This is a genomic window from Acetobacter sp. DmW_136 (genome assembly GCF_008690365.1).
GTDB classification, from domain to species: domain Bacteria; phylum Pseudomonadota; class Alphaproteobacteria; order Acetobacterales; family Acetobacteraceae; genus Acetobacter; species Acetobacter oryzifermentans.
Genome location: NZ_VHON01000032.1, coordinates 43,329 through 55,645, shown reverse-complemented (window position 1 = coordinate 55,645; position 12,317 = coordinate 43,329). Strand labels below are relative to the sequence as shown.

The window sequence follows — 12,317 nt, the reverse complement described above, 5'->3', positions numbered from 1 at the left end:
AAACACCCGCTACGCAAAGGCCGTCGCGGACCAGGACGGGAGCATGACTAAAATAAATTGGTACGGGTGGAGGGACTTGAACCCCCACGACTTGCGTCACCAGAACCTAAATCTGGCGTGTCTACCAATTCCACCACACCCGCTCACAATGCTCACCGTCACGAGTTGGGTGGACTTAACCCAAACATTCGCTCACGGCAAGATGCCGATGTGCGAGTTCACCCTCTGTTTCTGCATATGAGCTGCTTTTTCTCGCGCAGCGCCCAAATGAAGGTCCAAATCTTCCGCCACAGGCCACGGTCCGGCTTGCCGCCCAGCCTCCCCATGCAGCCACACGCCAGCACATGCAGCCTCCCACGCTGGCATACCAGCAGCCAGCAGGGCTGAAACAACACCAGAAAGTGTATCCCCTGAACCCGCTGTGCCTAAAGCTGGAGTTGCATGGTCATTAATTGCAAGCCGTCCGTCTGGCGCTGCAATCATGGTGGAAGCCCCTTTTAGAACCACCACAGCCCCAATCTGCTGGGCCGCCTGCCGAATATGCTCTGGCGGATTACTGCCCACTGGGCCGAATACGCGGGTAAACTCCCCAACATGCGGCGTTATAACTGCAACGCCTTTAAGTTTTTCAGGGTCGCCCGCAGAAGCGCTTAAAGCACCGGCATCAGCCAGAACACTCTTTTCTGCCGCCAACAACACCGGCAGCGTGGCCTGCACTTCCGCCTCTGTTAAACCGGGGCCGCAAACCCACACGCAGCGGCGCTTGTCTTGCAACAATGTCGGCAACGGTGCCGCATCTACAATAAGGCCGGGCGCACCCAGTTTATAAGCCGCAGCACCCGCCCCAGCAGCCACACGCACCAAACCAGCACCGGCAGCGCGTGCACCGCCTGCACATAAGCGGGTTGCCCCCGGCATGGATTCGCCCGCGCAAATACTCACCACACCGCGCGTATATTTATGACTTTCAGGACCGGGAATCGGCAAATGCCACAAGCCGGGCTCATTCCGCCACGTTATTGGAGGCACCTGATCCAACGCAGTTTCTGGGATTCCGATATCTGCCAGAATCAACCGTCCCAGATATTCTCTGCCCGGATATAGTAAATGCCCCGGCTTGAACCGGCAGAACGTTACCGTCATGGCGGCCTGCGGTGCATATCCACGCACCAAGCCTGTCGCGCCATCCACACCTGAAGGCATATCAACAGCAACAATACGCCGCGCCGCTTGCAGAACTTCAAGAGGCAAACCCGTAACGTCTCTGCTCAATCCTGCACCGAAGATAGCATCAACCACCAAATCTGCCCGCGCAGATTCCTGTGCTGAAAATGGCACGCGAACACCTCGGAATCGGGCCGAGGCTTCTGCCGCAGCGCCGCCCAGCTTGGGCGCCACCATTTCCGCTACAGCCACAGGCCAACCTGCATCATGAAGATGCCGCGCAACCACGTATCCATCCCCCCCGTTATTGCCGGGGCCACACAGCACAAGCACGCGGGCTGGCTTTTCGTATCGGAAAATAGCGCGCGCCACCGCGCGACCAGCATTTTCCATCAATACGGAAACGGGCACAGTCTGCGCCGAAATATGGTCAATTTTCCCCATTTCATCAGGGGAATAAACGCTCAGAAGAGAAGGATATATTGCTGCCATACCGAGCCTCCACACATAGAGCAGACGATAATTTGTGCAAATATAGCCTCTTGCGCAGTGTCCGTCCCCTTGGCAATCAGGCAGCAGACAAGCGTTGGACGATACCCCCTTCCCCGCCCCGCGCCTTTTTCCTGCATTAACGCCAAGCGGAGTTCAGCATGCCCCATTCCATTCTCTGGAGCCTTGTTCTCACCCTCCACCTTGTCAGCATCATCTTGTGGATTGGTGGTGGTGCCTATGCCGTTATTATTTTGCGCCCGAGCCTGCGCTTACTGGATGCAACGCAGCGCAATTCTGTGCATTTGCAGACATTGGCCCGCTTTTTTAAGGTTTTAACGCACGTTATCCCCACAGCACTGATTACCGGCTGGCTGCTGATTATTCATGAAGGTGGGTTTGCAAACGCACCATGGACAACCAACCTCATGCAGCTTTTGGGCATTATCATGGCTGTGCTGTTTGTTATGATGTACACAGGGCCTTACCAGAAAGCACGGCGCTCCATCCGCCCGCAGCCTTCTGTGTTCGACTCCATCCGCTCCCGCGTGCTGCTTATTGTTGCGTTGGGCGTGCTGGCAGTGCTTTCTGCCTGCCTTGGCCATCCTTTTGCCTAAGAAACACAGTAACATTCTGCCAAAAACTTGATTTCAGGCCAAAACAGCTTTATCGGAACAAACGCCTGACCGGGTAGATACGTGAATCGGTGCCTCAGTCACTTTAGTTGAGGCACCCCGATACGGGCAGGCTCTTCAGCCAGTGCTGACAACAGACAGACCTACGGTTCCGAGAGCAGATTGACAGCTAAAACGCCCGCCTCCCCCCGCAAGACAGCAACACGTAGCCGCAAAAAAACGGCTACCCCTGCCCCTGTGAGCGCAGCAGACGCCGCAGAAGATACGGGCACGGCAACCGAAGCTCCCGCTGAAAAAGCGGTTGCAGCCGAGGCAAAACCTGCCCCCAAAAAACGTGTTGTAAGACGCCGGAAGCCAAAAGTAGAAAAAGCTGAAGAACCAGCTCCAATCGCCCCAGAACAGGCCGAAGCAACCCTAGCAACAGAAGTTCCCGCTCCCGTAGAAGCCGCGGCTTCTGCTGTTGAGGTTGTTGAGCAAGCGCCTGAAGTTGCGCCGGAACCCCCTGCGGAAAAGCAGCCTGCTCCAAAAGCCAAAGCAGAAGAAAACGCCACTCCAGAACTGGTTCCTGCTGAAAAAACCGCAGAAATTACCGTTGAAGCCGCAGAAGATACGGACTCCATCACATTTGCTGATCTGGAACTCTCCGAGCCTCTCCTACGTGCTATTTCGGACATGGGCTACACACACCCTACCCCCATTCAGGCTCAGGCTATTCCGGCCATTCTGATGGCGCGGGATGTTATGGGCGTTGCACAGACAGGAACGGGTAAGACTGCGTCCTTCACGCTACCCATGCTGGAGATTTTGGCGGATTCGCGGGCACGGGCCCGTATGCCGCGCTCCCTTATTCTGGAACCCACGCGTGAACTGGCGCTGCAGGTTGCAGAAAATTTTGTGAACTACGGCAAATACCTCAAGCTCAACCATGCTCTGCTGATTGGCGGAGAAAGCATGGCAGATCAGAAAGAAGTGCTGAACCGTGGTGTGGATGTGCTGATTGCCACCCCCGGCCGCCTGCTTGATCTGTTTGAACGCGGCGGTTTGATGCTGAACCACACCGGCATTCTGGTGATTGATGAAGCTGACCGTATGCTGGATATGGGCTTCATTCCCGATATTGAAAAAATTGTCGGGCTGTTGCCTCCTAACCGGCAAACACTGCTGTTCTCCGCCACTATGGCGCCGACCATCCGTAAGCTGGCAGATACCTTCCTGCATTCTCCCAAAGAAATTACGGTTGCACGGCAATCTTCTGTGGCCACAACCATTACAACCGGCATTGTGGTGGTGGATGAATACAGCAAGCGGGAAACGCTCCGCCAACTGTTGAAAGACCCTGCGCTACAGAATGCTATTGTGTTCTGCAATCGTAAGCGTGATGTGGATATTTTAACCAAATCGCTCGTGAAGCATGGCTTTTCAGCCGCCGCTTTACATGGCGATTTGCCCCAGTCCGTGCGCTTTTCCACGCTGGAAAAATTCAAGAACGATGAACTGAAAGTGCTTGTGTGCTCAGACGTAGCCGCACGTGGCATTGATATTGGCGGTCTTTCGCACGTCTTCAATTTTGATCTGCCCTTCCATGCAGAAGACTATGTGCACCGAATCGGACGTACTGGCCGTGCAGGGCGTGAAGGCCACGCCTACAGCATTGCAACGCCGTATGATAAAGCGCTGGCCGAAGCTATTGAAAAGCTGACAGGCAAAGAAATTCCGCGCATGGCGCTGGATGGTGTGAAGCAGCTTGAATGGTCTGATGAAAAGCGGCCACCGGCTGGGCGCGCACGCAAACCCCACACACCACAGCGTAATCGGGAACGTGAAAATCCAGCTCCTGCAGCACGCGAACAGCAGCAGCCTGAAGCCAAACTCCAGCAGACAGCACGCCCAGAACGTCAGCCTACGCGTAATACACGCCATCAGCGGGATGAAATTCCGCCCGCTCCCGGTGGTGATGTACAGGGCTTTGGCGATATGGTACCAGCGTTCATGCTGCTGCCACGCCGAAACTCTGTTAGGCCTGCCTCACCGGGCACAGATGCAACGGCTGAACGCGCCGCAGATACGCACGCCTGAACATAATCTGTGACTGAAACTTACGATACGGATGTTCTCTATCTGGCAACGCAGGGCGATGGTGCCGTGCGTACGCCAGATGGTTCTGTAGTTTACGTTCCGGAAACTCTTGCTGATGAGCATGTACGTCTGAATAAAAATTCAGATGGCAAGTGGCAGCTTGTTGAAGTTCTTCAACCTTCACCAGACCGGCAGATACCGCCCTGCTCCTTGTTTGAACGCTGCGGTGGCTGCACGCTCCAACATGTAAAGCCTGCTGCTATTTTGCAGTGGAAAATGGCTACTGTTCAACACGCTTTACAAAAGGCTGGGTTTAACAACCTTCCGGCATTTTCTGCCGAGCAGGTGCAGCCATACTCTCGCCGTAGAGCAGATCTGGCAGTAAGGCGTCAGCCTGATGGCATCATCATTGGGCTTCATGCGCGCAATAGCCACGCCGTTACAGACCTTACCACCTGTGTTGTGTTGCACCCCGACATTCTAGCGGCCCTACCCGCTTTTCGGGCCACACTCCGCAGCTTGAATGCCATTCGGCGTGAAGCCAATTTACATATCAATCTGCTGGATTCTGGGCTGGATGTTCTGTTGCAAACAGATGGGCCGCTAACTGCACCAGACCGCGTGCGTTTGGCGCAACTGGCTACAGAGCAGCGCATTCCGCGTATCAGTTGGCAGTTGATTAAAGATACAGGTCAGCCAGAAGTCGCGGCACAATCAGGCTCTGTTGTTCAGACAATTGCTTCTCACCAAATCACACCGCCACCTGGCACTTTTTTGCAGGCAACGGATGAAAGTGAGAAATATATTCAGGATGCCGTTGTAAAAAGCCTGCCCGCCAAGCTGAACCGCCGTGATATTATTACCGAGCTTTATGCTGGTTGTGGCACACTTACGTTTCCATTGGCAGAACATGCCCGCGTAAACGCTTACGAAGGCTACGCACCCGCTTTGGAAGCCCTGAAGAAAGCGACAGGCGGCACGCGAATCAGCACATTCTGTCGGGACCTAAACCATCAGCCGGTTTTGGCTAAGGAAATAGCAGCTTCCGCTGTGGTTGTGCTGGACCCCCCGCACGCAGGGGCAAAGTTGCAAATGCGCCAGATTGCTCAAGGGTTACCCACCCACATTATTTATGTAAGCTGTAACCCCGCCGCCTTGGCGCAGGATGCAAACCTGCTGGCCAAAGCTGGATATACGGTGGAAAATGTAACTGTAATTGACCAGTTTTTATGGTCTGCAGAAATTGAAGCCATTTGTAGCTTCAAACGTGAAAGCTCTCGCCGCAGCCGCAACGGCCTTTCTCGTTAGGGTTGGAAAACACAAACCCGGCCTCCAGATCACCTTCCTGATAATCCATTTCAGAACCAATCAGGTAAAGCGTAGCTTTGCGATCTACCAGCAAGGTTATGCCGTGATCTTTTACCACTTCATCACTCTCACCTGCTGTATCCACAAACTGCATGTCATATGCTTTGCCGGAGCAGCCTTTGGTGCTTACAGAAATACGTAGCAACTGGCCCGCATGTGCCGTGGCATATAAATGCTGCAACCGATCTGCCGCAGCTTGAGACACCCGCATAAGAGGAGGAAGTTCCCGCTTTGTGGGAGCAACAGCCGTTTTCTGAGACATTTTATACCCTCACCTTGTTTTCGGTTCAGAACATGTTCAGCGCGAGACGGGCTTCATCACTCATACGCGACATATCCCACGGTGGATCCCACACCACTTCCACTTCTGCAGATTTTACACCTGGCACTTTTTCCACTGCTTCTTTCACCTGCACAGGCAGTTCCTGCGCGCTGGGACAGTTGGGGGCTGTTAGTGTCATTTCAATACGCACGCGGCCATCATCATACAGATCGATTGCGTAAATCAGGCCAAGTTCATAGATGTTCACCGGAATTTCCGGGTCATGCACTGTCGCAATCGCCTCAATAACCGCATCTTCCGAAACTGCACCGGCAGACTGCGGTTTAGCGGGCTGTTCTGCCCCCTCATCCGGTGTCCAGCTTTCTACTTTTCCGGCTTCGTTTCCGGCAGGTGCATGATCAGTATGCAGCACATCGGCAGAAGCCTCTGCTGTTTTAGCTTCCTTTTCTACCCCTGGCAGAACGGGAGCATGCACGTCTTCAGACGTCGGCATGAGAAAGCGCCTCCTTTAACGCAATCCAAGGCAGTTCGGCACATCGTATCCGTGCCTTGTGAGACCGCAGAGGCTGGAAAACCTCTAACGGCCCTAATGAAGTATCCGCCGGTGCGGCAGGGGAACTTTGCCCCACCAGCATGGCAGAAAACCGACCAGATAGGCTGACAGCTTGCGCAACATCCAAACCAGAAACCTGCTGCGCCATTAAATCAGCCGCTGCTGCACAAATGGCGCATCCACGTGTGGTGTGGCGCACACTTTGGATATGGGTTGCATCCAGTGCGATATCCACCCGTGTTTTATCCCCACACATGGGATTTTTGCCTTCGCCCTGCACTGAAGGTGCTTCCAGCTTGCCCGCATATTGCGGAGCACGCGCGCGCTCTACAATCACGCGGTCATACAGGGCATCAGAATCTGGCACGGTTTGTGTCACACAAAAAATTCCCGGATACGCACCAACGTATCGGCAAGCGCGTCTATTTCTTCCTGCATGGTATAAATACCAAAGCTGGCACGTGCTGTGGCCGTTAGCCCCAAGCGACGCATAAGCGGCTCTGCACAATGGTGGCCCGCACGTACGGCAATACCGTTGCGATCCAGCAACGTGGCAATATCATGCGGGTGCACATCCGCCATGGTAAAGGAAATAACGCCTCCACGCTCTTTGGGCTGCCCAACAATGTTCAGCCCCGGAACAGTGCTCAGACGCTCCAACGCGTAGCTGGTTAAAGCCTGTTCATGCGCTGCAATGGCATCAAAACCAAACTTTTCCACCCAAGCAATTGCAGCACCAAGGCCTATAGCTTCAACAATCGCAGGCGTGCCCGCTTCAAACTTATGTGGAACATTCGCCCATGTGGATTTTTCAAATGTTACGGTGGAGATCATGTCCCCCCCGCCCATAAATGGCGGCATATCTTCCAGCAGCGCACGCCGCGCCCACAAAACACCAATGCCGGTTGGGCCATATAGCTTATGCCCGGTAAAGGTATAGAAATCTGCTCCCAAAGCCTGCACATCTGTGCGGTGGTGCACCACGGCCTGGCTGCCATCAAACAGCACCAGCGCACCGGCTGCATGCGCCATATCAGCAATCTGGCGCGCTGGTGTAATGGTGCCCAGCACGTTGGACATATGGGTAATAGCAACAAGTGCTACTTTGCCATCAGACAAAAGCTGGCCGAACGCATCCATATCCAGATCACCAGCATCGGTAATCGGGGCTATGCGCAATTCAATGCCCATACGGTCACGCAGCATCTGCCACGGCACTAGGTTGGCATGGTGTTCCATTTCGGAAATAACCACAGCCTGCCCCGGCGTAAGCAGAGAACCAAAGGAATACGCAACCAGATTAATAGCTTCTGTGCTGTTACGGGTAAAAACAATTTCTTCCCGCGAAGGTGCGTTGAGAAAGCCCGCAACCTGATCTCTAACAGCTTCATAAGCCTCGGTTGCACGTTCACTCAGCCAATACAGGCCACGGTGAATGTTGGCATACTGATGGTGCATGGTGTGCACCATAGCATTGATAACGGCATCCGGCTTTTGGGCCGAAGCGGCGCTATCCAGAAACACTAACGGGCGATCGTGCACTTTTTCCGACAGAATAGGAAACTGCTTACGAATAGCAGCCAGATCCAGCCCGGATGTGTCTATAATAGAAGGATGAGACATTACGCGGCCTTCCTTTCAGCAGAAAAACGGATTGCCAGCATGGCGCGGCAGTATTCCTGCGCTGTTTCATCTTCAATGAGGGAAAGCGCCTCATCCAGAAACGCTGCAATCAGGATCTGGCGGGCCTGTGTCTCTGGCACACCACGGCTACGCATATAAAACAGTTGGTCATCATCCAGCGCCCCCACGGTTGCCCCGTGGCTGCAACGCACATCATCCGCATAGATTTCAAGCTCAGGTTTTGCGTCAATTTCTGCGTTTTCAGAAAGCAGCAATGCCTGATTCATCTGGTAGCCATCGGTTTTCTGGGCAACCTGTTCAACCAGCACCTTGCCTTGGAAAACACCCCGCGCGTGGCCATCCAGCACATTCCGAACAGTCTGGCGGGAAGTGCAGTCCGAAGCTGCATGGGTGATAACGCTCGTGATATCCCCCACCTGATGTTCTGCAAGATTTTGCGCACCATTTACATGCAACTGAGCATGTGGTGCCTTCAACCGTGCATGCACTTCATGCCGAGACAACAAGCCACCCAAACCAAGGGCAAAGCTATTGTAAACGCCATGCCCAGCAACCTGTACATAGGTTGTGGCCAACGCTATGGCTTGCGGCCCTTCTGTCTGCAACGTGGTATGATAGAGTTTGGCTCTTTCTCCCACCGTTACTTCCATAACCGGATTATGGAAATACTGCCCAACACCTGCGCTGAGTGACAGCAAGGAAAGATGCGCACCTTCTTCCAACACCACGCTATGGCGTGGATGGAAAGAGATTACGGTATCGCCCGCTACGCCCAGAGAAATCAGGAGCACGCGCCCTGCATCTGCACCCTTTGCAACGTGCAATGTGGCACCGTCTTCCACCAAAGCCGTGTTCAGCGCCACAAGAGGATCTCTATCCGGACTGGCCTGCACATCTGATGCCAGATTGTTCTGGCTAAAAAAGGAAACATCCACACCTTCTGGCAGAAGGCTGAGATCTTTCACAAATCGGCCATTCACAAACACAATGCGTGGCACAGACTGCACCGTATCATGCTTGCCAAGCAGGTTATCCAACAGGCTTTTTGCCTGCGCTGCATCATATTGCGCTGGTGGAGCCTGAAACTCCTGCGCAGCTAATGGGCGCAGGCTGGTATATTTCCATGCCTCTATATGCCTGTCTGGCAAGCCGGTTCTGAGCAGTGCGCCAATGGCTGCTTGCCGCTCTACCCCTTCAACATCGTTCAGGCGTTGCGCGAACGAAGATAGAGGGCCGCTCATATCTTTGCTGATCGCGTTCACGCCGCCTCCGTCAGAAACTTGGTGTAGCCTTCCTGATCAATTCTCTTGGCCAGTTCTGGCCCACCAGAAAGAATAATCCGGCCTTTGGCCATAACGTGAATGCGGTCTGGCACCAGATAGTCCAGCAGCTTTTGATGATGCGTAATAACCAGTGCAGAGAAATCTGGTGAGCGCAAACGGTTCACCCCTTCCGCCACAATACGCAGGGCATCCACATCCAGCCCACTATCGGTTTCATCCAGAATGGCGAAAGAAGGCTGAAGAAGTGTCATCTGCAACACTTCATTGCGCTTTTTTTCACCACCAGAGAACCCAACGTTGACGTTACGCTTGAGCATATCCGGCGCCATGGAGAGAGACTTGGCAGCCTCACGCGCCATTTTTAGAAATGCAACGGCATCCAGTTCTTCCAACCCACGGGCACGGCGCACAGCATTTACCGCCGTGCGCAGGAAATTGGCGTTATTCACACCCGGCAATTCAATAGGAGACTGGAACGCCAGAAACAGGCCCGCAGCAGCACGTTCTTCCGGCTCCATAGCCAGCAGATCCTGCCCCTTGAAGGTAACAGATCCAGCCGTAACCTCGTAATCCTCACGCCCGGCCAGAACATAGGAAAGGGTAGATTTACCACACCCGTTCGGCCCCATAATGGCATGCACTTCACCCGGCGGAATGGTGAGATCCACACCACGGAGAATCTGCTTTTCCTGCCCATCGGCATCAATCCGGGCGCACAGACCGGAAATTTCCAAAAACTGGCTCATGTTCTGTACTCCCTTAGCCTACGCTGCCTTCAAGGCTGATCTGCAACAGTTTCTGTGCTTCCACAGCAAATTCCATGGGCAGTTCCTTAAGAACATCCCGGCAGAAACCATTTACAATCAACCCAACCGCATCTTCTTCAGACAGGCCGCGCTGGCGACAATAAAAAAGCTGATCTTCTGAAATCTTGGATGTTGTGGCTTCGTGCTCAATACGCGCTGCCATGTTCCGGCTTTCGATATACGGCACAGTATGCGCGCCGCATTCATCACCAATCAGCAGGCTATCACACTGGGTGAAGTTACGTGCGCCAGAAGCCTTGGGCTGCACACGCACCAGACCGCGATATGTGCTGTCTGAGCGCCCTGCGCTGATAGTTTTTGCAATGATGGTGGAGCGGGTATTGCGCCCGATATGAATCATCTTCGTGCCTGTATCTGCCTGCTGGCAGTTGTTGGTAACAGCCACGGAATAGAATTCACCCACAGATCCATCACCTTGCAAAATGCAGGATGGATACTTCCATGTAATGGCAGAACCTGTTTCCACCTGTGTCCATGAAATTTTGGAGCGAGCCCCACGGCACGCGCCACGCTTGGTCACAAAGTTGTAGATACCGCCGCGCCCTTCGGAATCACCGGGGTACCAGTTCTGCACCGTGGAATATTTGATGGAAGAATCTTCCATCGCCACCAGCTCCACCACTGCCGCATGTAGCTGATTTTCATCCCGCATAGGGGCTGTGCAACCTTCCAGATAGGAAACGGAAGCACCATCCTCCACCACAATCAGTGTGCGCTCAAACTGCCCTGTATTGCGCGCATTGATACGGAAGTAGGTGGAAAGCTCCATCGGGCAACGCACCCCTTTGGGCACGTACACAAAAGAGCCATCGGTAAATACTGCGGAGTTAAGGGCGGCATAGAAATTATCTGCCACCGGCACTACGCTACCCAGATATTTACGCACCAGTTCTGGATGTTCCTGCACGGCCTCAGAAATAGGGCAGAAGATCACCCCTGCTTCTTCCAAGGTTTTACGGAAAGTGGTGACAACGGAAACACTGTCAAACACCGCATCTACAGCAACAGGTGGACGCGCCGTTTCACCTTCGGGCAATTCCACACCTGCCAGCATAGCCTGCTCATGTAGGGGAATACCCAGTTTTTCGTAGGTTCTCAGAAGTTCCGGATCAACCTCATCCAGAGATTTCGGGCCTTCTTTCTTGCGCGGAGCGGCATAGTAATGTGCGTCCTGATAATCAATCGGCGGGTAAGAAACCTTGGCCCACGTAGGCTCCTTCATGGACTGCCATTTGCGGAATGCCGTCAGGCGCCATTCCAGAAGCCATTCTGGTTCGTTCTTACGCGCAGAAATCAGGCGGACGATGTCCTCATTCAACCCTTTTGGGGCGAGATCCATCTGAATATCTGTTTCAAAGCCCCACTTGTAAGTGGACTGGCCGAGCTTTTCGACCGCTTCGCGGGTTTCAGTAACTGCCGGCATGGTTCAGATCCCCTCACGTGGCATAGCAGCGCCGGGCTGCGTATTGGATCGTGGCATGTTTGAAAAACACGATGCCTTGCTGCGCATGCTTTCCAAGGAAATGCCCTCCAACGTGGTTCGTATGGCCTGATTAATGGTATCCCAGCTGCCACACAGACCGCACGACACGCCGGTATCACACTCTCCGCCATCTACACAGGCTGTAAGCGCAATCTTGCCATCTACGGCTGTAATAACACTGGCAACAGAAATATCTGCCAAATGTCTGGCAAGACGGTATCCGCCCTTTGCCCCACGCTGGGAAAGCACAAACCCATGCGCAGACAGCACCTTAAGCACCTTGGCCACTGTTGGCTCTGGCACCCCTGTAATGGCTGCAAGTGTTGGAGACGTTACAACGCCTTCCTGCTCACCCAGTTTTACCAAGATGACGATTGCATAATCCGCCAGGCGGGAAAGTTTCAGCATTATCTGCCCTTGACCCAATTAAAGACCTGAGCGGTCCTGTTTCGGATACATGGCGACACACTGCCCTTGCGTCAACCCAAAACAAGCGGACAAAAGCATCCAGC

At 53.8% G+C, this 12,317-nt stretch carries 12 protein-coding genes and 1 tRNA gene; 3 read left to right on the top strand and 10 right to left on the bottom strand.

Annotated elements, in window-relative coordinates; genetic code table 11:
- Positions 1–58: 58 nt before the first annotated feature.
- Both FKW31_RS11130 and FKW31_RS11125 read right to left on the bottom strand, forming a co-directional pair.
- Positions 59–143: transfer RNA gene (locus FKW31_RS11130), tRNA-Leu, on the bottom strand.
- Positions 144–192: 49 nt separating this feature from the next.
- Positions 193–1,656 carry an NAD(P)H-hydrate dehydratase gene (locus tag FKW31_RS11125; RefSeq protein WP_150178575.1) on the bottom strand — a complete coding sequence of 488 codons (1,464 nt, stop codon included), beginning with the start codon at positions 1,654–1,656 and terminating at the stop codon, positions 193–195.
- A gap of 158 nt (positions 1,657–1,814) precedes the next feature.
- Between FKW31_RS11125 and FKW31_RS11120 the strand changes: the two genes are divergently transcribed.
- From FKW31_RS11120 to FKW31_RS11110, 3 genes are all read left to right on the top strand, one after another.
- On the top strand, positions 1,815–2,270 hold the full coding sequence (locus tag FKW31_RS11120) for a membrane protein (RefSeq protein WP_006116552.1): 456 nt from the start codon (positions 1,815–1,817) through the stop codon (positions 2,268–2,270).
- 180 nt (positions 2,271–2,450) lie between these two features.
- Positions 2,451–4,364, top strand: a complete 1,914-nt coding sequence (locus FKW31_RS11115; RefSeq protein WP_150178574.1) for a DEAD/DEAH box helicase — start codon at positions 2,451–2,453, stop codon at positions 4,362–4,364.
- Positions 4,365–4,373: 9 nt separating this feature from the next.
- Positions 4,374–5,672 carry a class I SAM-dependent RNA methyltransferase gene (locus tag FKW31_RS11110; RefSeq protein WP_150178573.1) on the top strand — a complete coding sequence of 433 codons (1,299 nt, stop codon included), beginning with the start codon at positions 4,374–4,376 and terminating at the stop codon, positions 5,670–5,672.
- Here FKW31_RS11110 and FKW31_RS11105 read toward each other — a convergent pair.
- From FKW31_RS11105 to FKW31_RS11070, 8 genes are read right to left on the bottom strand one after another with little or no spacing between them, the layout of a single operon-like run.
- Positions 5,626–5,994, bottom strand: coding sequence for an iron-sulfur cluster assembly accessory protein (locus tag FKW31_RS11105; protein ID WP_063354259.1), 369 nt, complete (start codon positions 5,992–5,994; stop codon positions 5,626–5,628). The genes FKW31_RS11110 and FKW31_RS11105 overlap by 47 nt on opposite strands.
- Positions 5,995–6,019: 25 nt before the next feature.
- Complete coding sequence (locus tag FKW31_RS11100; RefSeq protein WP_150178572.1) at positions 6,020–6,508, bottom strand: SUF system Fe-S cluster assembly protein; 489 nt, start codon at positions 6,506–6,508, stop codon at positions 6,020–6,022.
- Positions 6,495–6,947 (bottom strand): Fe-S cluster assembly sulfur transfer protein SufU, encoded by a 453-nt coding sequence (gene sufU, locus FKW31_RS11095; protein WP_006116548.1) that lies wholly within the window; start codon positions 6,945–6,947, stop codon positions 6,495–6,497. The genes FKW31_RS11100 and sufU overlap by 14 nt, the downstream gene beginning before the upstream one ends.
- Positions 6,944–8,191 carry an aminotransferase class V-fold PLP-dependent enzyme gene (locus tag FKW31_RS11090; RefSeq protein ID WP_150178571.1) on the bottom strand — a complete coding sequence of 416 codons (1,248 nt, stop codon included), beginning with the start codon at positions 8,189–8,191 and terminating at the stop codon, positions 6,944–6,946. The genes sufU and FKW31_RS11090 overlap by 4 nt, the downstream gene beginning before the upstream one ends.
- Positions 8,191–9,453 (bottom strand): Fe-S cluster assembly protein SufD, encoded by a 1,263-nt coding sequence (gene sufD, locus FKW31_RS11085; protein ID WP_193562073.1) that lies wholly within the window; start codon positions 9,451–9,453, stop codon positions 8,191–8,193. Before sufD ends, FKW31_RS11090 begins: the two co-directional genes overlap by 1 nt.
- Positions 9,454–9,470: 17 nt before the next feature.
- Complete coding sequence (gene sufC, locus FKW31_RS11080) at positions 9,471–10,241, bottom strand: Fe-S cluster assembly ATPase SufC (protein ID WP_006116545.1); 771 nt, start codon at positions 10,239–10,241, stop codon at positions 9,471–9,473.
- 13 nt (positions 10,242–10,254) lie between these two features.
- Positions 10,255–11,745 carry a Fe-S cluster assembly protein SufB gene (sufB, locus tag FKW31_RS11075; RefSeq protein ID WP_006116544.1) on the bottom strand — a complete coding sequence of 497 codons (1,491 nt, stop codon included), beginning with the start codon at positions 11,743–11,745 and terminating at the stop codon, positions 10,255–10,257.
- Positions 11,746–11,748: 3 nt separating this feature from the next.
- Positions 11,749–12,213 (bottom strand): SUF system Fe-S cluster assembly regulator, encoded by a 465-nt coding sequence (locus tag FKW31_RS11070; RefSeq protein ID WP_035352634.1) that lies wholly within the window; start codon positions 12,211–12,213, stop codon positions 11,749–11,751.
- Positions 12,214–12,317: the final 104 nt, after the last annotated feature.